The sequence below is a fragment of the Polymorphospora rubra genome (assembly GCF_018324255.1).
GTDB classification, from domain to species: Bacteria; Actinomycetota; Actinomycetes; order Mycobacteriales; family Micromonosporaceae; genus Polymorphospora; species Polymorphospora rubra.
On the sequence record NZ_AP023359.1, the window covers coordinates 1,362,253 to 1,385,737 of the forward strand.

20 protein-coding genes and 2 pseudogenes are annotated in these 23,485 nt (G+C 71.8%); 14 read left to right on the forward strand and 8 right to left on the reverse strand.

Annotation, left to right across the window (positions count from 1 at the left end; genetic code table 11):
• The first annotated feature begins 75 nt into the window (after positions 1-75).
• Complete coding sequence (locus Prubr_RS36710; RefSeq protein WP_246568375.1) at positions 76-759, forward strand: helix-turn-helix transcriptional regulator; 684 nt, start codon at positions 76-78, stop codon at positions 757-759.
• Between the two features lie 22 nt (positions 760-781).
• Here Prubr_RS36710 and Prubr_RS06210 read toward each other — a convergent pair.
• Positions 782-2,076, reverse strand: a pseudogene (locus tag Prubr_RS06210) (MFS transporter).
• A 196-nt stretch (positions 2,077-2,272) separates the two neighbouring features.
• Between Prubr_RS06210 and Prubr_RS06215 the strand changes: the two are divergent.
• From Prubr_RS06215 to Prubr_RS06230, 4 genes and pseudogenes are all read left to right on the forward strand, one after another.
• A pseudogene (locus Prubr_RS06215) lies at positions 2,273-3,193 on the forward strand (GlxA family transcriptional regulator); the annotation flags it as partial.
• Positions 3,194-3,447: 254 nt separating this feature from the next.
• Positions 3,448-3,684 (forward strand): hypothetical protein, encoded by a 237-nt coding sequence (locus Prubr_RS06220; protein WP_212822460.1) that lies wholly within the window; start codon positions 3,448-3,450, stop codon positions 3,682-3,684.
• Positions 3,685-3,804: 120 nt separating this feature from the next.
• Positions 3,805-5,115 (forward strand): AAA family ATPase, encoded by a 1,311-nt coding sequence (locus tag Prubr_RS06225; RefSeq protein WP_212822462.1) that lies wholly within the window; start codon positions 3,805-3,807, stop codon positions 5,113-5,115.
• 138 nt (positions 5,116-5,253) lie between these two features.
• Entirely contained in the window at positions 5,254-5,679 is a 426-nt protein-coding gene (locus Prubr_RS06230; protein WP_212822464.1) for an RloB family protein, read from the forward strand.
• Between the two features lie 16 nt (positions 5,680-5,695).
• Here the strand turns inward: Prubr_RS06230 and Prubr_RS06235 are convergent, their stop codons facing one another.
• On the reverse strand, positions 5,696-7,648 hold the full coding sequence (locus Prubr_RS06235; RefSeq protein ID WP_212822466.1) for a vWA domain-containing protein: 1,953 nt from the start codon (positions 7,646-7,648) through the stop codon (positions 5,696-5,698).
• Positions 7,649-7,651: 3 nt separating this feature from the next.
• Positions 7,652-9,094 carry a sigma 54-interacting transcriptional regulator gene (locus Prubr_RS06240; protein WP_246568377.1) on the reverse strand — a complete coding sequence of 481 codons (1,443 nt, stop codon included), beginning with the start codon at positions 9,092-9,094 and terminating at the stop codon, positions 7,652-7,654.
• 76 nt (positions 9,095-9,170) lie between these two features.
• Here Prubr_RS06240 and Prubr_RS06245 point away from each other — a divergent pair, with 76 nt between their 5' ends.
• From Prubr_RS06245 to Prubr_RS06255, 3 genes are all read left to right on the forward strand, one after another.
• A complete protein-coding gene (locus Prubr_RS06245) occupies positions 9,171-9,950 on the forward strand; it encodes a class I SAM-dependent methyltransferase (protein WP_212822473.1) in 780 nt (259 codons plus the stop codon).
• Positions 9,951-10,096: 146 nt separating this feature from the next.
• Complete coding sequence (locus Prubr_RS06250; protein ID WP_212822476.1) at positions 10,097-11,113, forward strand: mechanosensitive ion channel family protein; 1,017 nt, start codon at positions 10,097-10,099, stop codon at positions 11,111-11,113.
• A 59-nt stretch (positions 11,114-11,172) separates the two neighbouring features.
• Positions 11,173-12,270, forward strand: a complete 1,098-nt coding sequence (locus tag Prubr_RS06255) for an L-dopachrome tautomerase-related protein (protein WP_212822478.1) — start codon at positions 11,173-11,175, stop codon at positions 12,268-12,270.
• Positions 12,271-12,322: 52 nt separating this feature from the next.
• Here the strand turns inward: Prubr_RS06255 and Prubr_RS06260 are convergent, their stop codons facing one another.
• Both Prubr_RS06260 and Prubr_RS06265 read right to left on the reverse strand, forming a co-directional pair.
• Entirely contained in the window at positions 12,323-12,937 is a 615-nt protein-coding gene (locus tag Prubr_RS06260; RefSeq protein WP_246568379.1) for a hypothetical protein, read from the reverse strand.
• 610 nt (positions 12,938-13,547) lie between these two features.
• On the reverse strand, positions 13,548-13,892 hold the full coding sequence (locus Prubr_RS06265) for a winged helix-turn-helix transcriptional regulator (RefSeq protein ID WP_212822480.1): 345 nt from the start codon (positions 13,890-13,892) through the stop codon (positions 13,548-13,550).
• Positions 13,893-13,998: 106 nt separating this feature from the next.
• Here Prubr_RS06265 and Prubr_RS06270 point away from each other — a divergent pair, with 106 nt between their 5' ends.
• From Prubr_RS06270 to Prubr_RS06290, 5 genes are all read left to right on the forward strand, one after another.
• Complete coding sequence (locus Prubr_RS06270) at positions 13,999-14,640, forward strand: FMN-dependent NADH-azoreductase (protein WP_212822481.1); 642 nt, start codon at positions 13,999-14,001, stop codon at positions 14,638-14,640.
• Between the two features lie 96 nt (positions 14,641-14,736).
• Positions 14,737-15,039 (forward strand): ArsR/SmtB family transcription factor, encoded by a 303-nt coding sequence (locus Prubr_RS06275; protein WP_212822482.1) that lies wholly within the window; start codon positions 14,737-14,739, stop codon positions 15,037-15,039.
• Positions 15,040-15,585 carry an SRPBCC family protein gene (locus tag Prubr_RS06280; protein WP_212822483.1) on the forward strand — a complete coding sequence of 182 codons (546 nt, stop codon included), beginning with the start codon at positions 15,040-15,042 and terminating at the stop codon, positions 15,583-15,585.
• 176 nt (positions 15,586-15,761) lie between these two features.
• On the forward strand, positions 15,762-16,418 hold the full coding sequence (locus Prubr_RS06285) for a response regulator transcription factor (RefSeq protein WP_212822484.1): 657 nt from the start codon (positions 15,762-15,764) through the stop codon (positions 16,416-16,418).
• A 5-nt stretch (positions 16,419-16,423) separates the two neighbouring features.
• Positions 16,424-17,809 (forward strand): sensor histidine kinase, encoded by a 1,386-nt coding sequence (locus Prubr_RS06290; RefSeq protein ID WP_212822485.1) that lies wholly within the window; start codon positions 16,424-16,426, stop codon positions 17,807-17,809.
• On the opposite strand, the gene Prubr_RS06295 is transcribed toward Prubr_RS06290, so the two are convergent.
• Positions 17,799-18,770: a TAXI family TRAP transporter solute-binding subunit gene (locus Prubr_RS06295; protein ID WP_212822486.1), complete on the reverse strand. Its 972-nt coding sequence runs from the start codon at positions 18,768-18,770 to the stop codon at positions 17,799-17,801. The two genes, Prubr_RS06290 and Prubr_RS06295, sit on opposite strands and share 11 nt — an antisense overlap.
• Before the next feature lie 90 nt (positions 18,771-18,860).
• Positions 18,861-19,568, reverse strand: coding sequence for a hypothetical protein (locus tag Prubr_RS06300; RefSeq protein WP_212822487.1), 708 nt, complete (start codon positions 19,566-19,568; stop codon positions 18,861-18,863).
• 341 nt (positions 19,569-19,909) lie between these two features.
• On the opposite strand from Prubr_RS06300, the gene Prubr_RS06305 reads away from it, so the two are divergent.
• The gene (locus Prubr_RS06305; protein WP_212822489.1) at positions 19,910-20,875 is read left to right on the forward strand and encodes a beta/alpha barrel domain-containing protein; all 966 of its coding nucleotides are present in this window, start codon (positions 19,910-19,912) and stop codon (positions 20,873-20,875) included.
• 66 nt (positions 20,876-20,941) lie between these two features.
• On the opposite strand, the gene Prubr_RS06310 is transcribed toward Prubr_RS06305, so the two are convergent.
• Positions 20,942-23,416: a PQQ-binding-like beta-propeller repeat protein gene (locus tag Prubr_RS06310; RefSeq protein WP_212822490.1), complete on the reverse strand. Its 2,475-nt coding sequence runs from the start codon at positions 23,414-23,416 to the stop codon at positions 20,942-20,944.
• Between the last annotated feature and the right edge of the window lie 69 nt (positions 23,417-23,485).

The window sequence follows — 23,485 nt, forward strand, 5'->3', positions numbered from 1 at the left end:
ACGCAGGCGTGACAGAATGGGATTCCCGGAGTTAGTCTGCTCAATGTCGTCGGCAGGCTCTGAAGGGGTGGCGCAATGCCAACTGTCGTCCTGGGCGTCAAAGCAGCCGGCACCGCCGACCGCATCAACGCCTACGCCCTGCGACTCGGGATCGCATCGGTACTCACCGCACGGATCACCGCCCGGGAGCCGTTCGGCGCTCCCGACGAGAAGGTCGACCTGGTCGTCCTCGACGCCAGCGCACTCGGCGACAACCGCCGGGCCGCGCTGCGCCGGATAGCCTTCCAACTCCCGACCGCCCGGATCCTGGTCTGCGAGTCGGGCCGGGCGGGCACACTTCCGGTTCCGCCGCTGCCGATCCGGGTGCAGGGCGTCGACTACGACGGGCTGGCGGCGCTGGCCCATCTCCTGCTCGTCTTCTGCGCCATCGAGGCACCGGCCGACCATCCGCGGGCGAACGCGCTGATGCCGCTGCTCGCCCGGCGGGCGGCGAACGGCGGCGACCACTACGCGTCGCGTGCGGCGATCCCCACCCAGCGCTGCAACACCGCCGAACCCGCGAGAGGCCGGCTGACCGACCGCGAGGTCCAGGTCGTACGGCTGATCGCGGACGGCCGCTCCAACCTTCAGATCGCCCGCGACCTCAACCTGTCGAGCGAGACGGTCAAGACCCACGTACGGCGGATCCTGCGCAAGCTCCAGGCCGACGACCGCGCCCACGCGGTGGCCAACGCGTTCCGCGCCAAGCTGCTGACCTGAACCGACCCCGCCATGCTCACAGTCAGGTCAGCGCGTCGGACCTCGGGTTGACCGGGACGTCGGGCAACTTCGTCCGGTCGGCCCGCCGCCGGCGCAGCATCATCGACAACACCGCCGCCCCGATCGACAGGCCGCCGGCGACATACCAGGCCAGCACGTAGGTGCCCAGCTGGTCGCGGACCAGACCGGCGGCGGTGGCGGCGAACCCCGCGCCGAGCTGGTGCGACGCGAAGACCCAGCCGAAGACGACCGCCCCGGCGTCGCCGAAGTACTCCCGGCACAGCGCGACCGTCGGCGGCACCGTCGCCACCCAGTCGAGACCGTAGAAGACGATGAACACCAGCATGCTCGGTCCGGCGGTCTCGGCGAACAGGCTCGGCAGCACCAGCAGCGAAAGCCCGCGCAGCCCGTAGTAGACGGCGAGCAGCACCCGGGGGTCGATCCGGTCGGTGAGCCAGCCGGACGCGATCGTGCCGGCGATGTCGAACAGGCCGACCAGGGCCAGCAGCCCGGCCGCGGTCGTCTGCGGCATGCCGTGGTCGTGCGCCGCCGGGATGAAGTGGGTGCCGACCAGCCCGTTCGTGGTCGCGCCGCAGATCGCGAACCCGGCGGCGAGCAGCCAGAACGCCCGGGTCCGGGCCGCCGCGGCCAGGGCGCCGAGCGCCCGCGCGGCCGCTCCGCCGGTCGGGGCCGGCCGGGTACGACCTCGGTGCCGCCGTACGGCGGCAGACCCAGATCCGCCGGGTGGTCGCGCAGCAGCCACACCACCACGGGTACGACCGCGAGCGCCGCCCCGGCCACGATCAGGGCCGCCACCCGCCACCCGTACGCCGCGACGACGTTCGCCAGCACCGGCAGGAAGACCAGTTGCCCGGCCGCCCCGCCGGCGGTGAGCACCCCGGTGACCAGGCCGCGCCGCTTGACGAACCACCGGCCGGTGACGGTGGCCACGAACGCCAGCGCCATCGAACCGGTGCCGAGCCCGACCAGCACACCCCAGCAGAGGATGAGCTGCCAGCTCGCGGTCATGAAGACGGTCAGCCCGCTGCCGGCGGCCACCATCAGCAGCGCGTACGAGACCACCCGCCGGATGCCGAACCGGTCCATCAGGGCGGCGGCGAACGGCGCCGTCAGGCCGTAGAGCAGCAGGTTGATCGAGACGGCGGCCGAGATGGTCGCCAGCGGCCAGCGGAACTCGGCGTGCAGCGGGTGCAGCAGGACCGCCGGGGTGGCCCGGAACCCGGCCGCGCCGACCAGCGCGACGAAGGCGACCACGGCGACGAGCCAGGCGGGATGGACAAGACGGGTACGACTCACCGGGCCAGTCTCGGCCGGCCGGCACCCCCGCGACAGTGGCCGGGAAGCCATCATGCGCAATAATCAGGCCATGACGGTGGCGAACGAAGCACGACGGAACGGATCGGATCCCGCTCGGCCGGTAGCGGACCCGGCACGGCCGGCGGCCGGCCCGGGCAGCGCCCCGCACCGGGTCGTCGTACTCGCCCTCGACGAGGTGGTCGGCCTCGACCTCGGCACCCCCGCGCAGGTGTTCTGCACCGCGCGGACCCTCGTCGGCAACACCGATCTCTACACCGTCACCACCTGCACCAGGGACGGCGCCCCGGTACGCAGCACCGCCGGCTACCGGGTGCTGCCCGACCACGGGCTGGCCGCCCTCGCCACCGCCGACACCGTCGTCGTGCCCGGCATCCACGGCGGTCCACCACTGACCGAGGGCACTCTCGACCCCGAGCTGACCGACGCGCTGCGGGCGGCGCACGAGCGCGGCACCCGGATCATGTCGATCTGCACCGGCGCCTTCGCACTCGCCGCGGCCGGACTGCTCGACGGCCGGCCGGCGACCACCCACTGGGCGTACGCCGCCCGGTTCCGCGACCACTTCCCGTCGGTGCGGCTCGACCCCGAGGTGCTCTTCGTCGACGACGGAGACATCCTCACCTCGGCCGGGGTCGCCGCCGGCATCGACCTGTGCCTGCACGTCATCCGCACCGACCACGGCAGCGAGGTGGCCAACCGGTCGGCCCGACGCTGTGTGATGCCGCCGTGGCGGGACGGCGGCCAGGCACAGTACATCGAACGGCCGGTGCCGGTCGGCGACGACACCACGACCGCGCCGACCAGGACCTGGCTGCTCCAGCGCCTCGACGACCCGCCGAGCCTGCGGGCGATGGCGGCGCACGCCAACATGAGCGTGCGCACCTTCACCCGCCGGTTCCGCGAGGAGACCGGGGTCAGCCCGGCCCGGTGGCTGCTGCGGCACCGCACCGACCACGCCCGGCTGCTGCTGGAGACGACCGAACTGAGCGTCGACCAGGTCGCGCGGCAGGCCGGATTCGGTACGGCGACCTCGCTGCGCCAGCACCTGCACGGATCGATCGGGGTCGCTCCGACGACCTACCGCCGCACCTTCCGCCCGCCCGAGGGCCTGCGCCCGGGGGCCACCACCGAAGCCGCCTCCCCACCGCCTGAGCCCGTCCAGCGCGATTCCGCAATCGGAACCCTGCCACCAACGTTCGCCCGCCTGGTTCACTCGCAGCCGGTCACCGCGGATGGCGACACCCCGTCGCACGCCGGACCACACGACCACGGCGGGAGGTGGGTTGTCTCATGGGTGAGCCCCAGGGCGCTCTGGCCGGCATGCCGGCCGCGGCCGGTACCGCCTACGTGATGGGGAACGACCTGAGCGAGCTGTTCGCCCAGGCAGAGGTGGTACGGGAGCGGCGGCCGGCAAAGATGGTCACCACGCTCGGCATCGACCTGGACATCCAGGTCGAGTTGGAGAGGGCAGCGGCCGCCCGAGGCATCGGGGCGTCGACCTTGATGCGACAGATCATCGAGGAGTGGGTGACGGCTCGGCGCAGCCCGGCGGGCCGCAGCGTCACTGGCGAGGCTGAAAAGCCCTGACAGTTGACCGAGGTCGCAACCAAAGATCGTGACATTGGATGACTGCCCCTGGGCGCCCTACGCGTGGTTTACTCGCACAAGGAGGCTTGAAGCTGGCATCACAGGAGGTGTTGGGGCGAGATGCTGCTGAGTTTCCGCTTCGCCAACCATCGTTCCTTTCGTACTGAACAGCAGCTCAACCTGACGCCGCTCTACCGGGCCGTGGGAGAGGACCGTGGCCAGCCCACCGCCGTCCGCGTCGTAGGGGTGTTCGGCGCGAACGCCTCCGGCAAGTCGAACTGCCTGCAGGCACTCGGCTTCATGCGCAATTTCGCGACTCGCTCCGACCGCGAGGTCGAGCCGGGACTCGGGCTCACACGCGAACCGTTCCGCCTCGATCCCGACGCCCTGGAAGAGCCGTCGAGCTTCGCCGTCGACCTTCTACTCAGCGGCATACGCCATACCTACGGTTTCACAATCAGCGATGACCGGGTAACTGAGGAATGGCTTTACCACTACCCGTTGAACCGGCAGCGACGGGTCTTCGAGCGAGACCGCGACGACTTCACATGGGGCGAGCAGACCCGTAGGCGGTCGGATCTGGAACGCATTGCCGATATCACCGCCCCGACGGCGCTGTTCCTTTCCACGGTGGCCCGATTCGCCGGGCGCAGCCAGCCGACGGAGGATCCCGAGGCGCAGCCCATGCACTCCGTGTACCGATGGTTCTTCCGCGCCCGCACCCGCAGTGGTCCCTTCCGGCGCCACCCCAACATGGTCGCAAGGCGGTGGCCGGACGAAGTGGATGCGCAAGGAGTGCTGATCGGCCTGCTCCGGGCCGCGGATGTCGGCATCACCGATGTCCAATTGATCGAAGAGGAACCACCAGAGGCCGCGCTTTTCGAGGTGTCCGAGCCACGCCTCGTCGCGCATGTCCGGCCCCGCTCCCAGCGCCGCCTGGTCTTTGCCCATCACGGCCCTCGCGGTAACGCATTACTCGGCCTGGAGGACGAATCCACGGGCACGCAGCAACTACTCGACCTGGCCATCGATGCCGCCGCGGTCCTGCACGGCGGTGGCATGATGACCGTCGACGAAATCGACGCCAGCCTGCATCCGATGCTCACCGCCAAGCTGATCGGCCTGTTCCAGAACCCGGCCACGAACCCCCGGCACAGCCAACTGGTCTTCACCAGTCACGATGCCACCTTGCTGGGCACCTTCGACACGGAAGAGATCCTGGCCAGAGACGAGATCTGGTTCACCGAGAAAGACGATGACGGAGCTTCGACCCTGTATCCGCTGAGCGACTTCAAGCCTCGGAAGGAGGGCGAGAACCGGCAGCGGCGCTACCTCAACGGCAATTACGGGGCCGTACCTGACATGTCGACATTGCTGTTCGAGCAGGCGCTGGCGAGCCGAAAGGAATCCGGTGCCCGGAAGAAGCACTGATCGACGCCGGCATGGATTTTCGCGCGAAACCGACCTGCGAAGGCAACCAGGGACGCGTGAACAGCGGACGGCGATCCTCATCGCCACCAACGGAGAGTCCACCGAACGGGACTACTTTCTCGCGTTGAAGGCCGAGCCGTGGGTGCGGGCGGCGCGGGTCGCGGTGGTGTTCAAGAGAGGCGCACCCATCGAGGTGATCGGCGACGGAACCGCGACGACTACGACCAGGCGTGGGCGGTCTGCGACGTAGATCACTACGAGACAGCGACGGCTGACGCCGAGGCGATCGAACGCGATGTCCGGATGGCCTGGTCCAACCCTTGTTTCGAGGTGTGGCTGATCTTGCATAAGGCGGACTGCAACGCCCACCTGGAAAACGCCCGCAGAGCCGGCGATCGGCTCCGCAGTCACGTCAGAAACTGGAACAAGACGACGCTCGACTACGCCGAGTTCCGTGACGGCGTCAACGCGGCGGTGCGCCGGGCCAGGACACTGGAACCCTCACCCGAGCGCAATCCGTCCACGATGGTGTGGCTGCTGATCGAGGCCCTTCAACGACCCTGACAAGCCACGTCGCCGGTCAGCGGGCGCGGCGGCCGCGGCGGGCGCGCAGGTAGTCGGAAACCACGTACCGGCCCAGGTCCTCGGTGTCCGGGGTGAAGACCCGGCCGCCGCTGCGCCGGGCCACCGCGTCGACGAATCGGCGTAGTCCCGGCTCCTCGCCGAGCATGAAGAGGTTGAGCGTCGCGCCGAAGCGGGTCAACTCGTCCACCTCGACCACGGTCGCCTGCACCGTCTCCAACGTCGGCGGCCACATGAAGACCGCCTCGCCGTCCTCGATGTGGGCGGTCGGTTCGCCGTCGGTGACCACGAGCACGACCGGCTCGGCGCCGGGGTGCCGGCGCAGGTGCCGGCCGGCCAGCTTCAGCGCGTGCTGGAGGTTGGTGCCCTGCACCATGTCGGGTTCGACGGCGGCCAACTGCTCGCGCGACAGCGGCAGCGCGTGCCGACCGAAGCCGATGATCTGCAGCGCGTCCTGCGGAAACCGGGTCGCGACCAGGTGCGACAGGGCCAGTGCGGTCTGCTTCATCGGGCCCCACCGGCCCTCGGAGATCATCGAGAACGACAGGTCGACGCAGAGGGCCACCGCCGCCGACGCGCGGCGCTCGGTCTCCACCACCTCGAAGTCGTCGACCTCGAGCCGGACCGGCACCGCCGCCCCGCGCCGTAGTGCGTTGGAGACGGTACGGACGACGTCGAGCGGCTGCTCGTCGCCGTACGCCCAGGGTCTGGACGCGCCGGTGACCTCGCCGGCCGCTCCGGCGTCGCGCAGGTCGTGCTGGCCGCGGCGGCGGCCGGACAGGTCGTTGAAGACGCGGCGCAGCGCGGTGCCGCCGAGCCGGCGCAGCGCCTTCGGGCTGAGGGTGAGCCCGTCGCCGTCCCGGGTGACCCAGCCCTGCCGGCGCAGTTCGCGTTCGAGTTCCCGCAGCCGGCGTACGTCGTCGGCCGCCTCCCGGCCGAGTGACCGCTGCACCGCCTCGACGTCGATGTCGTCCAGCGTGGCGCCGGGATGCTCCTGGCCCAGTTGGTCGAGCAGGTCGTCGAGTTCGCCGATCTCCTCCAGTGCGCCGGCCGCGGCGCCGTACCCGAGGTCCTCCCCGCCGCGGACCCGCTCGGCGCGGTCCCAGGCGAGGTCGGGCCGCAGCGTACGCAGGTTGGCGGTCAGGTCGCGCAGTTGGCCGGCGAGCGGACCGTCGCCGAACGCCTGGTCCATCAGCCGGGACAGTTCCTCGCGCTGCTGCGACGACAGTGACCGCATCAGCCGTTCGCCGGCCGCGGCCCGGCGGGCGAGCGCGTCGACGAGTTCGTCGACCGAGCCGGGTTTCTCCGGGAAGAAGTCGCCGTGCCGGCGCATGAACTCGGCGAACGCGTCGGTGGTGTCCTCGCCCCGGGCGTGCCGGTCGAGCAGCGCGTTGAGGTCGCCGAGCATCTCGGCCAGGCGCCGCTGGGCGGCGGGGTCCGGGTCGCGCAGCGCCTCGCGGATGCCCGCGAAGCGTTGTTCGAGTACCTCGTCGCGCAGCCCGTCGAGGATCTGCCGGTAGAGTGCGGCGGCCTCGTCGCTGGTCCACCGGTAGCCGGCGAGTTCCTCGACGGCGCGGGCGGTGGACCGGGGCAGGTTGTCGAGTTGCGCCTGCGCGAACCGGGCGTCGTCGTCGTCACGCCGGGCGAGTTCGTCGCGTTCGGCGGCGAGCGCCTGGTCGAGGAGGGCCTGGGAGCGGGTGACGGCACCGTCGAGGTTGCCGCGGCGCATCGCCTCCCGGCGCAGCCGCCTGGCCCGGGCGGCCAGGTCGTCGAGGCCGCCCCGCCCCTGTGGCCCGCGGCGCAGCAGGTCCCGCAGTGCCTCGCGCAGGCTGCCACCGTTCAGGACCTCGGCGCCGACCTGGTCGACCGCGGCGCGTACGTCGTACGGCGGGGCGAGCGGGTCGGGTCCGCCGCGCCAGGAGCCGTACCGGTAGCGGTTGCCGGCGGCCACGGGTCAGCCCCGCCCCTGGTCGCGTACGCCGTACCGGGTGCGGCCGTCGTCGGTGACGTCCTTGGCCAGCCGGCGGGTCAGGTGCAGCCCTTCGAGGGTGAACTCGATGCCGGCCGCGGCCTCGCCGGGGGTGGGCGCGTCGCCGAGCCCGAGCCGGTCGAGCACCTTGGCCAGCCCCGGCACGGTGCCGACCTGGCGCAGCAGTTCGTCGGCGGCGACGAGTTCACCGGTCTCGACGACCTCGCCCTGCGCGACGAGGTCGGTGAAGCCGGACAGGTCGAGTCCGGCCAGCCGGGCCCGGAACGTCTCGGCGGTGGCGGTACGCAGCAGGTGGCCCAGGATCTCCGTCTCCCGCCCCTCCTCGCCGCTCTCGAACTCGACCTTGCCGCGCAGCGTGCTGGTCACCGAGACGGCGTCACCGACCCGGGCGACCGGCCCGGTCTCACCGAGCAGGCCGGCCCGGCGCAGCGCCGACGCGGCGACGGTCTCGGCGGCCGCGATGGCGAACCGGGCCGAGACGCCGGAGCGGGCGTCGACCGAAGGCGACTCGCGGACCGCCCGGGCGAACCGCGCGACCACCTCGAGGACGTGCTCCGGTACGGCGGCGACGAGGTCGGACTCCTGCCGGATCAGGTCGAGTTCGAGGTCGAGTTCGAGCGGGTAGTGGGTGCGCACCTCGGCGCCGAACCGGTCCTTGAGCGGGGTGATGATCCGGCCCCGGTTGGTGTAGTCCTCGGGGTTGGCGCTGGCCACGAGCAGGATGTCGAGCGGCAGCCGGAGCTGGTAGCCGCGGACCTGGATGTCGCGCTCCTCGAGCACGTTGAGCAGCGACACCTGGATGCGCTCGGCCAGGTCGGGCAGTTCGTTGACGGCGAAGATGCCGCGGTTGGTGCGCGGCACGAGCCCGAAGTGGATGGTCTCCGGGTCGCCGAGGGTGCGGCCCTGCGCGACCCGGATCGGGTCAACGTCGCCGATCAGGTCGCCGACGCTGGTGTCGGGGGTGGCGAGCTTCTCGCCGTAGCGCATCGAGCGGTGCAACCAGGCGACCGGCAGGTCGTCGCCGGCCTGCGCGGCCAGCGCCCGGGCGGTGGGGGTGAGCGGGCGCAGCGGGTGCTCGTTGAGTTCCGAGCCCGCGATCACCGGGGTCCACTCGTCGAGCAGACCGACCAGCGAGCGCAGCAGCCGGGTCTTGCCCTGGCCCCGCTCGCCGAGCAGGACCAGGTCGTGGCCGGCGAGCAGGGCCCGTTCGACCTCGGGGAGCACGGTGTCGTCGTATCCGACGACGCCGGGGAAGCGCGGCTGGCCGCTCCGCATCCGGTCCAGCAGGTTCTCCCGGAGCTCCTGCTTGACGGTTCGGTAGCGGTGCCCGGCGGCGCGCAGTTCGCCCGCGGTGCGGGGCAGGTCGGCGGGCGGGGTGGGCAGGACCGTGTCGGTGTCTCCAGTCACCCCCGAAACGCTAGCGCGGTGCGACTTAGAGCGCCCGCACTCGACAGCGAATCGGCACGTAACTAGTCTAACGCCCATGACTCCTTACGCGGATGCACGCGCCCGGCACCGGATCGACGCGGCGGCATGGCAGGAGAGCTGGGACCACCAGCAGGAGGCCTACCTGCCGGACCGCGAGGAGCGGTTCACGGCACTGCTGGACACCGTCGAGGCGACCAGCCCCGGCCAGGCCCCGACCGTGCTCGACCTGGCCGGCGGCACCGGCTCGATCTCGCTGCGTACGCTGCGCCGGTTCCCGCACGCCACCACGACCCTGCTCGACGTCGACCCGGTGCTGCTCACCATCGCCCGCGAGTCGCTCGACGACCGGTCGACGGTGGTCACCGCGGATCTGCGTACGCCCGACTGGGTGGCGGCGCTGCCGCACCGTGAGTACGACGCGGTGCTGACCGCGACCGCCCTGCACTGGATCGCGCCGGAGCGGCTCGCGGCGCTCTACGCGGAGATCCGGGAGGTGCTACGCCCGGGCGGGGTGTTCATCAACGTCGACCACATGCCGGACGACGGCCTGCCGGCGCTGACCGTCATGCTCGGCGACCGGGAGCGGGCCCGGCGCGAGGCGCGGTATGCCGCCGGCGCGGTGTTGTCGTGGGAGGCGTGGTGGGACCACGTCGCCAAGGACCCGGAACTGGGTCCGCTGCTGGAAGAGCGGCGGAAGGTCTTCGCCGACCGGCACACCACCGAGTCCGACCCGCCGGTCTCCTGGCATCTCGGCGCGTTGCGCACCGCCGGCTTCCGCGAGGCCGGCATCGTGTGGCGCGGCGCCCGCGACGCCGCCGTCACCGGCCTCCGCTGACCCAGGATCCCGGTGATCAGGGAGTAGTGCCGGCGTGTCGCCGGCGTGGCGGGGTACGCCGTCCCTGATCACCGCGATCACCGGGCCGCCCGACGGCCTCCGGTCGCCGCGTTAACGTCGCCGGTGCGCGGGAAAGCGGCACGGCGATGAGGGCGTTCCTGATCGTCGCGGTGACAGCCATCAGCGCAGGGCTGTTCGCCTGGCTGTCCGGGATGGCCGTCAAGTTCGTCGCCCGCCGCCGGTACGAACCGTTCCTGATGAAGCTGCACCGGGCCTGCTTCCGGCCCTGGGTGCTGCTCCTGGTCTCCGCCGCGCTCTATTTCGTGCTGCCGAAGACCGGGGTGTCCGACTTCAAGCTCGCCGCCTACGAGCACGGTGCGCAGATCGCGGTGATCGTCGCGGCCGGCTGGCTGATGGTCAAGGTGCTGTTCGTCGCCGAGGACGTCGCGTTCCGGCGGCTACCGGTCAACGTCGCCAACAACCGGCGGGTCCGTCGGGCCCGTACCCAGATCAGCCTGATGCGCCGGATCACCGCCCTGGTCATCACGGTCCTGACGATCGGCGCGGTCGCGATGACGTACGCGCCGCTGCGGACCTTCGGGGCGTCGGTGCTGGCCTCCGCCGGTGTCGCCGGCGTCATCCTCGGTTTCGCCGCGCACACCACGCTCGGCAACGCGGTCGCCGGTCTGCAGCTGGCGTTCACCGACGCGCTACGCATCGACGACGTCGTCGTGGTGGAGTGCGAATGGGGTCGGGTCGAGGAGATCAAGCTCACCCACGTCGTCGTACGGCTCTGGGACGAGCGCCGCCTCATGCTGCCGACCAGCTACTTCACCACCAAGCCGTTCCAGAACTGGACCCGGCACGAGGCACGGGTGCTCGCCGCCGTCACCCTGCACCTCGACTTCACCGCGCACGTCGACGAGATCCGGGCCGAGACGCACCGGCTACTGGAGCAGACCGCGTTGTGGGACCAGTCCGAATGGGTTCTCCAGGTCATCGACGTCACCGACACGGCGATCTGCCTCCGGGTCCTGGCCTCGGCCAGTGACGGGCCGAGCGCCTGGGACCTGCGCTGCGAACTGCGCGAGAAGCTCATCCAGTACCTGCGGGAAAAGCATCCCGAGTGGTTGCCGCGCCTGCGCAGCGAGTTCAAGCCCTGACCGGGTTCACCGGAACACCACGCGGGTAGGCAGCGGAACCGGGTGAAGGAAGGGAAAGCATGGGCGTCCCACTGACCACCGAAAACCCCGTGGTACCGCTGGAAGTGGTCGCCACGTTCAGCGGGCCGATGCCGGCCGGGGTGGCGCTGTCCCGCGCCGGACGCATCTTCGTCAACTTTCCGCAGTGGGACGAACAGGCGGCCGCCACGGTCACCGAACTACGGGACGGGCACTGCGAACCGTACCCGGACCGGCGGTGGAACTCCCCCGTCACCGACGACGATCCGCACGGCTTCGTGTCGGCACAGAGCCTCGTCGTCGACGCCGCCGACCGGCTGTGGATCCTCGACTCGGGCAGCCCGATGTTCCGGCCGGTGGTCACCGGCGGGCCCAAGCTCGTCTGCGTCGACCTGACCGACGACACCGTCGCGCAGACGATCGTGCTGGGGCCCGACGTGGCGCCGCCGACGGCGTACCTGGGCGACGTACGGATCGACCTGCGGCGCGGCACCGGCGGCCTGGCATTCGTCACCGACGCCACCGACAAGGGGCCCAACGCGATCGTGGTCGTCGACCTGGTGACCGGCGCCGCCTGGCGGCGGCTGGAAGGGCACCCGTCGACCCGTGCCGAGGGCCCGCGCACGTTCCGCCCGGTCGTCGAGGGGCGGCCGTTCGTGGAACGACCCGTCGACGGCCCGGCCCGACCGGTCACGGTCGGCGCGGACGGGCTCGCGATCTCCCCGGACGGCAGCCGGCTCTACTACTGCCCGCTGGCGTCCCGCCGCCTCTACAGCGTCTCGGTCGACGCGCTGGCCGACCCCGCGCTCGACGACGCCGCGGTGGCCGCGACCGTCGTCGACGAGGGCGACAAGGGCAGCGGCGCCGCCGGCCTGGAGACCGACCACCTGGGCCGGGTCTACCTGACCGCGTACGAGCACGACGCGGTCCTGCGCCGGCGAACCGACGGCGAGTACGAGACGATCGCGCACGATCCCCGGCTGCTGTGGCCGGACGCGATGTCGGTGAGCAGCGACGGCTACCTCTACGTCACCGCGAACCAACTGCACCGGCAGGCCAGGTTCCAACTGGGCCAGGACCTGCGACGAAAGCCGTACGCGTTGTTCCGGTTGCCGATCGACGGCCGGCCGGCGGGGTGATACGCGAACGTGGGCGCCTCCCGGGTTCGGGAGGCGCCCACGTTCAGTGGTCTTACTTGGTGGTGTCGGTGATGATGTCGGCGGCCATCTTCTCCCACTGGGCGTAGTGGTCGGGGTAGGCCGAGACCTGTACGGTCTGCGCGGCGACGGTCAGTGGCATGTCTTCCCAGCCGTCGACCTGGGCCAGGCCCTTGTAGAACGCCTTGGCGGAGTAGTCGGGGTCGGTGATCTGCTCCACGGTGCCCCAGCCACTGGAGGGTCGCTGCTGGAACAGGCCCTGGGAGTCGTGGTCGTTACGGTCGCCGAGGTGGCCGAGGTTCTCCAGCTTCGACTCCTGCAGGGCGGTGGCGATCGCGATCGTCCAGGCGCGTGGCGGCAGGTTCATGTCCTTACCCGCGTCGATGATCTTGCGGGCGTTGTCGAGCTGCTCCGCGTTCGGGGTGAAGCTCGACTGGTTGTCCGGGACACCGGCCGGCATCAACTGCTCGACCGTCGGCGCGCCCGGGGTGTCGGCGGTCCGGGCGATGGTCTGCGCGACCGCGACCGTCTGCGTGGTGGTGGGTTCGGCGGCCAGGGCGGCGCTGGTCGGGCCGGCCAGGCCGGCGGTCAGCGCGATACCGGCGGTGGCCAGCAGAGCCTTACGGGTGTACGTGGCGAACATGTTCATGATGGGGGTGTCCTTTGTTCGAGGGGGGGTTGGAGGCCAGCCGGACGGGGGGTTGTCCGACGGCCGCCCACACGCATGCCTCTCACGCGGGGCAAAACAAGAGCGGGGGACGCGGCGCGGGGGGTGCTGCTCACGTCCGGACCGGGTGTAACGCACCCGCACCCCGGACCATTCCGACCCGCCGACATCCCGCCGGACCGGCGCCAGGCACGGTGCTACCTCGGCCGCGGCCATCCACAACGACGCCACCCCGCCCCGCATTCCGGGGCCCCGGCGATGAGGGTCGACCCCCCACCGACGGCCGGGCGCCGGATCACCATCCGACCGGCCCGTCCGGTTCATCCCGGGCGGCGGGTCAGCGGCGGGCGCCGCTTCCTGCCAGAACGTCGACGGCGGCCCTTGCCGATCTGGGCGGGAGAGACCTTAACGCGCGTGGATAAGGTCCCTGCCGCCCAGATCAACAGCGCGACCTCGCACGAATGGCCGGCCACGAGGGACTTCTCGGCACATATCGCCCCGACGGGCGGGGCGGTGGAGGGAGATCCCTGGCCGGGGGCGACCGGGCGCGGCGCTGGAGGGAGATCCCGGCCGGGGGCGACCGGGCGCCCGGTCAGGCGTCCGGCAGGTGTTCGTCGGCCCAGCCGGCAAGCTCGTCAAGCACGAGCACGAGTGCGTCGCCGGCGGGAGTCAGTCCGTAGCTGACGGCGGGCGGGCGGGCGTCGACGACCGTACGGATCACCAGCCCCACCCGTACCAGTTCGCTGAGCCGGTCGGAGAGCACCGAGTCGCTGATGCCGGCAACCGAGCGGGCGACCTCCGAGAAGCTCGCCGGCCCGGACTTGAGGGTGGCGAGGATGACGCCGTTCCAGCGCTTGCCGAGGATCTCGAAGACCCGGACGAGGGCACCCGCACACCGGAGTTCTTCCCGTCCCGCATCGCGCTGCCCTGCCCGCATGTGTTCATGTTAACGGCCTGAGAACTAGTTCTTCCGAGGGTGCTAGGTTTTAGCTAGTACCACGCGGGCGGCTAGTGCTCCCGCGTCCGTTCTCCTAAGGAGCACCATGTCCCTGTTCCGCCTGGACGCCAGCATCCGCATCGACGGCTCACACAGCCGCGAGATCGCCGACACCGTCGAGGCCGCCTGGCGTGAGACCAATCCGGACGCCCCGGTCACCCGCCGGCACATCGGACTCGAGCCGGTCCCGGCCACCGCGTGGGCAGACTCGGTCAGCGCGGGACAGACCCCCGTCGAGAAGTGGAGCGACGGCCAACGTGCCGCCAGGGCACTCGCCGCGGCCATCGTCGACGAACTCGTCGCCGCCGACGCGCTGCTGTTCGCCGTACCGCTCTACAACTACGGGGTGTCCCAGCACTTCAAGACGTACACGGATCTGGCCATCACCGACCCCCGGCTGGCCGCGGGCGTCCCGCCGGCGATCGCGGGCAAGCCCGCGGTGCTGGTGACCGTCCGCGGTGGCGGCTACGGCGCCGGCACGCCGCGCGAGGGCTGGGACCACGCGACGCCGTACACCCGGCGGGTCCTCGCCGACCTGTGGCAGCTCGACCTCAAGGTGGTCGAGGCGGAGTTCACCCTGGCCGGGGAGAACCCGGCGCTGGCCGACTTCCGCGACCTCGCGGCCCAGTTGCGGGCCGAGGCCGAGTCTTCGGCGCGTGAGCACGGGCGTTCGCTGAGCCGGGTCTGACCGGCGGCGACGCGACGCCCCGCGGTGACGACCTGTCGCCGCGGGGCGTCTTCATATGCCTTGCATTTCATATAACCTCAGAGGCATGATTTACCGGTGGATGGTTTCACCCTCATCGCGGACCCGACCCGGCGCCGAATCCTCGACCTCCTGCGGGCCGAGGAACGTGACGTCGGGGCGCTCATCACCGCCCTCGGACTGCCCCAGCCGCTGGTGTCCAAGCACCTACGGGTGTTGCGCGAGGCGGGCGCGGTGACCGCCACCGTCGCCGGCCGGCGGCGGGTCTACCGGCTGGCCGTCGACCCGCTGCCCGACGTGCTCGCCTGGGTGACGCCCTACCGCCAGATGTGGAGTGCCAGCTTCGACCGGCTGGCCCGCAGCCTCGACGAGGAGAAATAAGTGACCGAACAGGGCAAGGGAATCGACCCGACCGTGACCGCACGGATCGACGACGACGCCACCGACGCCACGCTGGCCGAGGTGGCCGGACGCTGGGTGTTGACGATGACCCGGCCGCTGCCGCACCCGGTCGAGCGGGTATGGCCGAAACTCACCGAACCCGACCAGTTGCGTACCTGGTCGCCCGTCGGGCCGAACCGCGCGCTCGACTCCGTGGGGCCGGCCACGGCGCGCGAGACGCCGCAGGACGAACCCGAGAACGCCGAGGTGCTGGTCTGCGACCCGCCGCGCGAACTCGTCCACCGCTGGGGCGACCACCTGCTCCGCTGGACCCTCACCCCGACCCCGGACGGCTCGCTGCTGACCCTCGAACACACCTTCGACGAGCACCCGGGCCGCGGCATGTACGCCGCGGGCTGGCACGTCGCGCTCGCCGTACTCGCCACCGTCCTCGACGGTCACGAGGTGGACCGGGTCGTCGGCGAGGCCGCCCGGGAGTACGGTTGGTCGACGCTGCGGCAGCGCTACGACGCCACCCTCGGCTGATCCCGTACCGCGTGGCGCACCGCCGGTGCGCCCGCGGCCCAGCCGTGGTTGCGGCCGGTGTTGACAATTGTCAGCGCGGGATGACGATCATTGACGCCGGATGCTGGCGGTGGGGACGACCCGCGCCACGATCGACGTCGCCCGCTCGCCCGGCGGACCGCCCGAGGAGTTGACGCATGCGGATTCTGCTGGTCGAGGACGACAGGCGGGTGGCCACCGCGATGAACTCGGCACTGACCCGCCGCGGCTACGACGTCGAGCACGCGGCGACCGCCGCCGCGGCGCTGAGCGCGGCCCCGTGCGACCTGGTGCTGCTGGACCTCTCGCTGCCCGACGGGGACGGCCTCGACGTGTGTCGTACCCTGCGGGGGCGCAGTGCCCGGCTCGGGATCATCGCGGTGACCGCCCGCGGCGAGGAACGTGACCGGGTCGTCGGCCTGCGCGTCGGCGCCGACGACTACATGGTGAAGCCGTTCTCCATGGACGAGTTGCAGGCCCGGATCGAGGCCGTGCTGCGCCGCGCGTCGTACGCCGCACCGGAGCCGGAGGTGATCGTCGCCGGCCGGCTGCGGATCGACGTCGCGGCCCGGGCGGTGACCGTAGACGACCGCCCGGTCGCGCTCACCCGCAAGGAGTTCGACATCCTGCTCTCCCTCGCCCGCCAGCCCGGTCTGGTGATCACCCGTGACCGCATCCAGCTCGACGTGTGGCAGACGACCTGGGTGGCCCGGCACACCGTCGAGGTGCACATCGGGTCGCTGCGTACGAAGCTCGGCGACGCCCGGCTGATCGAGTCGGTACGCGGCGTCGGCTACCGGCTGCGCGGCGAATAGTCGCCGTGCGCCGCCGACTCGCGCTCAGCTATCTGCTGTTGCTTGCCCTGGTGCTGCTGGCGTTGGAGATCCCTCTGGCGTTCACCCTGGTCAGCCGGGAGACCCAACTGCTGCGGGCGGACCGGCTCGCCGACGCGACGAGGTTCGCCGCGCTGGCCCGGCCGGCGCTGCGTACCGAGGCGTTCGGCACCCTCACCGCCGAACTGCGCCGCTACGACGAGCTGTACGGCATCGGCGCGGCGGTCGTCGACCGGGAGGGCCGTACGGTCGTGCGGGCCGGCAGCCGCCGTCCGCACACCGGGCAGTTCGACGCCGCGATGTGGGTCACCCTGGCCGGGCAGCAGTACGCCTCCGAGGAGCAGTTGTGGCCGTGGAGCGACGGCCCGATGATCGTCGCGGTGCCGATCAACGACGGCGGCGAGGTGCTCGGCATGGTGATCACCGCGTCGCCGACCGACCGGCGCCGCGAGGCGGTGATGCTGTGGCTGGCGGTCTTCAGCGGTTTCGGTCTGATGGCCGCGGTGGCCTGCGTGGTCACCGCGTGGGGCATGGCCAACTGGGTGCTGCGGCCGGTGACGGTCCTCGACGCGATGACCCTGGAGATCGCGGCGGGCGACGGCCGGACCCAGATCTCGGACCGGGCCGGACCGGCCGAGTTGCGGCGCCTCGCCCGCAGTTTCAACGAGATGTCGGGCGCGGTGTCGGACGCGATGGAGCGGCAACGCGCCTTCGTCGCCCACGCCAGCCACCAGCTCCGCAACCCGCTCACGGCGCTGCGGCTGCGGGTCGAGGAACTGGGGCCGAGCCTGACCGACGACTACGGCCGGCAGGAGCACCAGCTCGCCCTGGAGGAGACCGACCGGCTCGCCAAGGTGCTCGACGGGCTGCTCACCCTCGCCCGGGCCGAACGCGGCCAGCGGCGGCTGGTCACCGTCGACGCGGTCGCCGTCGCCAGGTCACGGGTCGCGGCCTGGGAGCCGCTGGCCCGCCGTACGGGGATGACGTTGACACTGCGTCCGACGCCCGCGGTCGCACTGATCCAGGCGGTGCCGACGGCGCTCGACCAGAGCCTGGACGCGCTCATCGACAACGCGGTCAAGTTCGGCGGCCCGGACGGGCGCATCGAGGTGTCGGTGGTGCCCACCGAGGACGGGGTCGCGGTGCACGTCCGCGACGACGGGCCGGGGCTCAGCGACGCGCAGCTCGAGCAGGCCACCGAACGGTTCTGGCGGGCGCCGGACGCGCAGAACATCGACGGATCGGGGCTGGGTCTGACCATCGTCGCGGTGCTGGCCGACGCGTCCGGCGGACGGCTCACCATGCGCCGGGCCGACAGCCGCGGCCTCGACGCCCGGCTGTGGTTTCAGTCGGCCCAGCCGGTCACGGCTTGACCGACCGGTAGTACCTGGCGGCGCCGGGATGCAGCGGCAGCGGCGCGGTCGCGATCGCCGACTGGAGGTTCATCCGACCGGCGGCCGGGTGGGCGATCCCCAGTTCGTCGCGGTGCTGCATCAACAGCCGGGTCAGCTCGTAGACCAGGTCTTCCGGTACCGAAGGGCCGACGACCAGGTAGTTGGGGTTGGCGACGGTGCTGAGCGGCTCGATGCCGTACGCGGTCGCCGGGATGTCCCGCGCGACATAGACCTCGCTGTAACGCTCGCGCAGCGGCTCGGTCCAGACCTCCAGGTCGACCAGCCGCACCGGCATCTCGGCGACGAGCTGCTCGACCGCCCTGACCGGCGGCCCGCCGGAGAAGAAGAATGCGTCGATCTCCCCGTTGCGCAGCGCTTCGGCGGACGCGTCGAGATTGAGGTACGCCAGCCGTACGGGCTGCGCGTCGTCCGGTTTGTGGGCCAGTCCGGCGACGTCGAGCAGGCGGTTGGCGGTGACCTCGGTGCCCGAGCCGGAGGCGCCCACCGAGACCCGGTGCCCGCGCAGGTCCTCCAACCGCAGGATCGAGGCGTCGGAACGAGTCACCAGGTGCAGCAGGTCGTCGTACACGCGGGCGACGCCGACGACCTCGTTTCCGTTCCGCGGCAGGATGTCGGCCTGGGTGAAGCCCAGCTGGGCCCGGCCGCTGCCAACCAGTTGGACGTTCTCGGCCGAGGCGGTCGTCACGACGACCTCGGCCCGCACCTGCGGCAGTTCCCGGTTGACGATCGTGGCGAACGCCTGGCCGAACACGTAGTAGACGCCGGCCCGGCTGCCGGTGGCGATGTCCAGCCGGATCGGCTCGGCGGGGGCGTCGGTGCAGCCGGCCAGGCCGAGCAGGGTGGTGGCGGCAAGCACCGCGGCCAGGCCGGCACGGCGCCGGCCCCGCCGAGGCCGGCGCGGTGGCCAGCAACGGCTCATGGGGCGCCCCTTCCCGCCCGACTGACCCGAATATCAGCACGGCAGTGCTGCCGAACCTACGGCAGTTCGGCAAGCGGGGCGACCTCGGTCCTACGACTGGCCGGCTCCGGGGGCCGGTTCGAGCACCGGGGTGTCACACAGTTGGGCGCCGCGCAGCAGCCGGCCGGCGGCGGGTCCGTTGGGCACGCTGATCAGGAAGGAGCCGCCCCGGCGGACGAGCGACGCCTGGGCGTCGAGCAGTTGCGCGGCGCGTACGAGGACGGTGGCGAGGTCCTGGTCGGTGACCCGTACGCCGAGGATGTGCTTGCGCATGTGCCGGCCGGCGGTGAGCAGGGTTCCCCGCCATGCCGCGCCGGCCATCCGCAGCCGCCAGGTGTTGGCGGGTGCCGTCGCGCCGAGTGCGACGGGGCTCAGAATCGAGGTCCGGCCCTGCTGCCAGGCCGCGGCGACAAGGCCGGAGTACGCGGTCCGGTGTGCCTCCGGAACGATGATCCGGTACAGCTCGTAACGGCGGCGCAGGCCGGCGACGGAAGCCTCGGTGTAGGCCGGCACGTCGAGCGAGCGCAGCAGTTGGGCGGTACGTCGGGCGGCGGCCTCGACGTCGAACTCGACGACGCCCGGATCGGGCCCGAACCACGGCGACCGGATCGTTCGGGTCGCCGACGCCGGTGTCACCGCGGTGGCCCGGACTAGGCAGGCCAGCTCGAACGCACCGGCCAGCCGGGGCCGGTCGAGCGGCACGGCGGCCGTTCTCGTCCCGGTCGGCTGTACGGGTGGCGGTTCAAGCGTCGCTCTCATGGCCCAGCTCCCGGATGCACCTCGACTGAGTGGTGGCCATCACGGTGTCTCGCGGGCCGGGCGCGACGGAACCCTCTCCGCCGAGCTTTGAGAAGAAATTGCGTTTGTTGACGGCCGGCGGCGGGCCCGGCGTCCACGGGAGCGCTCTCCGGAACCGTCCCGCACCGACGGCAACCGGTGGGTGACCCTGCGGCGTGCACCGGCGCTCCGGCTCGCCGCCAGCGGCTGGAGGATGGCCGGCACCGGCTTGAGGATGGCCGGCGTGAGCGTGGACAATTCCCCATCGCCCCAGGTCAGGGGGAGGCTGGGGGTTGGCCGGCACGGTCGGTGGAGGCGGATCCATGTTGAACGATGATCAGGCGAGCGGCGGTTCGGGCGTGGACGGCGGGACCGGTGGGCCACCGGCAGGGTTTCCCTCGTCCGCCCCGCTCATCGCGGCCGTGCTCACCCCGACGACCGCCGGCGGGTCGATCGACCCCGACGTGACCTCGGCCTACTTCCGCGGCGTGGTCGCCGACGGCGCCGACGGGCTGGCGGTCGCGGTGCACACCGGTCGGGGCGACCGGCTGCCACTGCCGGCGCGGGCCGCGCTGGTCGAGGCGGCGCGGTCGCTCACCCCGATCGTGGTGACCGCCGTGTGGCCGCACGACGACCTGGACCGCTGGGGCGCGATCGCGGCGGACGCCGGCGCGTCGGCGCTGCTCGTCGCCCCGGCCGCGCGCGACGACCCCGGTTCCGAGCTGCGCCGGCTCGACCGGTTGAGCCGCTCGAGCGGGCTCGACCTCATCGCCTTCGACCTCTACACCGGCCCGTACGCCCCGGCGACGCTCGCGGCGGTGCTGAGCCACCCTGCGGTCACCGCGTACAAGCCGGCCCACCTGTCCGACGCCATCGCCTGCCAGGCGGGCATCTGGTCGGCGGTCGCGGCCGGGGTCACGGTGCTGACCGGCGAGGACCGGATGTTCGTGCCGTCGATGCTGTGGGGTGCGCGGGGCGCGCTCGTCGGGCTGGCCGCCGCCGCGACGCCGTTGACCCGTACGGCGTTCCGGGCCGCGCACGAGGGCACCGAACTGTTCGCGCCGTCGCGGATCCTCGACGAGTTCGCGGCGGCCACCTTTTGCCCGCCCTACGACGGGTACGTCCAGCGGATGTCGTGGATCGCCGCCGACGAGGGGCGCATTCCCGTCGAGTTCGCCGTCGATCCGGGACGGCCGGCCGGGCTGGACGACGTCGAGCGGGGCCCGCTGTTGGCGCTCACCCGGCGACTGCTCGGCGAGGTGGACGCGGCCGGCGGCCCGGCGCGCTGAACGGGGCCGTCGGCCCGCCCCGCCGCCCGGGGAGGATTCGGGCGGCGGGGCGGGCTTCCGGGTGGGTCACAGTGCCGCGCACTGCCCCGTACGCGGGCCGGACACCGTGTTGGCGACGCCGGCGTTGCCGGGCGCCGTCGTGTTCGCGGTGCAGGTGAGCGGGCCGCCGACCGTCGTGGCGGTCACGGTCACCTCGCCGCCACGGTTGGCGGTGAGGGTCACCGGGCCGCGTACGGTCGACGAGTCGACCCGTACCGGGCCGGTCGAGGCGCTGACGCTCAGCGGGCCGCGTACCTCGGCGTCGAAGGTGCTGAGGTGACTGGCGCCGGTCGCGGTGACCGGCCCGTCGACCCGGGCCCCGTCGAGGACGAGACCGGCACCGGGGCGGACCGTGACCGGCCCGCTGACCTGGCCGCCGATCACGCAGGTGACGCCACGGGACACCTGGAGCGGGCCACGGTGCGCGCCGGTGATCGTCTCGGTGCACGCGGGCGGCGCCGCGACCGGGTCGAAGACCCAGCGGTAGAGGGTGAAGCCACGGGTGTAGTAGAGGCTGCCGTCGACCCCGGCCACCAGGTGCTCCGCCCCGGAACCGGCCAGCGCCCGCGCCTTCCACGTCACCGGGTTGACCGACCAGAGCCGGCCGCCGTAGGTGGCGTAGATCATGCCGTCGCGGAACGCGAGCGCCCGGTCCTGCCCGTACATCGTGCGGGCGAGGCCGAACAGGTTCTCCGCCCGCAGTACGTCGATCGTGCCGGTGGCCGGGTCGACCCCGGCGGCGAAGAGCGTGCCGTCGGCGATGCCCCACAGCACGCCCTCGTCGTCGAAGCGCAGCCCGTTGATCGACTGGGCACCGGGGACCACGACCCGGGACTCGCGTACGGTCCCGGTCGTGACGTCGTAGACGAACAGTTCGGCCTGTGACGCGACCGGGTCGATCCCGAAGCCACCGTTGATCGAGGTGCCGCCGACGACGAGGTCGCCCCGGGCGGCGAGCGACACGACGCTCTGGTCCGCGACGATGCCGCGCCGCACGGTGATCTCGCCGGTGTCCGGTTTCCAGACGCTGAGCGCGCCGCCGAGCCGGCCGGAGATCGGCACGCTGCCGACGACGACCCGGTCGCCGATCTGGACGAGTGCCTGCGGGCGGTCCTGCTCCTGGCCGATCGTCACCGGCTCACCGGGGTTGGTCCCCATCGACCAGGTCCGGGCGGGGTCGTAACGGTAGAGGGTGCCACCGGGGTAGCGGCCGTAGACGAGGTCGTCGCCGAACTGGCCGAAGCCCTCGACCTGGCCGCCGCCGTTCAGCAGGCGGAAGGCGTTGGTGTCGGGGTTGTAGGCCGAGATGCCGGGCGGGGTGAGAAACCCTCCGGAGTAGACGGTGCCGGCCCGGTCGACGCCGAGCGCCTGCAGCGGGGTGGGCGCGCCCTGGAGTCCGGCCTCGCTGATGTACCTGTTCCTCTTGGTCTGCAGGTTGTAGACGTAGACGCGGCCGTTGTAGAACGTCATCGACAGCGACAGGCCCGGGAAGTCGGGCGACTGCATGTCGATCCAGGCCCAGGTGCCGGGGATGGCGTTGGGGCGCCAGCCGAGCGGCGTCTCCTCGAACGTCTCCAGGTTGAGCTGCACGATGCCCTGGCTGACCCGGCGGTAGTAGACGTACGGCCCGGTGGGGTCGAGTCCGGAGATGGCCCGGCCGTCGATCGCCGGCACCACGTGCACGAGCTGTGCGGTGGCGGTGTCGAAGACGAGCAGGTCGTTGACCTTCTGTACGCGGGCCAGCAGGTAGCCGCCGGCGAGCGTCATGTCGTAGACGGCTTCCTCGTTGGCGTACCTGGCCGGCAGCGGCATCTGGAGCACCTCGCCGGTCGCCCGGTCGAAGCGGGCCAGCCTGGCACGCGGCTGGGTGCCGAAGTAGACGTGGTCGTCGTCGACGGCGAGTGCCCGGCCGTACGTCTCGCCGGGGATGATCTGGCCGTGGTCGGTGAACCGCGCGGTCGCCGGGTCGTAGGCGAACAGCCGGCCGCCGGGGTACGTCCCGCCGTAGATGATCCCGTCGGGTGCCGCGGCCAGTCGCCAGATCCCCTCTCCGGGGTACGGGAACGGGATGGCGGTGACGTTCTCGTCGCCGGGTGTCCAGGTGTAGAAGTAGCCCTCGGTCGTGGCGAAGTAGACCGCGCCCTCGGCCGGCGAGAACGTGTTCGCCCAACTGTTGATGCCGCGGGGCAGCCGTTCGGCGAACACGATCCGGCCGGTGCGGACGTCGGTGGCCTGGAACATCGCGGTCGTCTCGTCGTTGCCGGCGGTCACCCAGTAGACCTGGGGGTTGCCGGCGGCGTCGACGCCCTGGGACTGGTCTTGAGAAAGGATCTTGTCGGGCATGGTCTGCCCGAGGTTCTCCTCGTGCCCGGGCTGGACGGAGGTGCGCAGCGGCGCGGGGGTCGGCGGCTCGGCCAGGGCGGGCGTGCCGGACAGCGTCATGGCGGCCACGGCGGTGAGTGCTGTGGTGAGAAGGAGTCGTCGGTGTCGGGAAAGTCTCATCGATTCTCCGCTCGACTTTAGGTCTGGACCGTAATTGACGCCCTAGGCTAGCGGGACCGGGGAACAGGC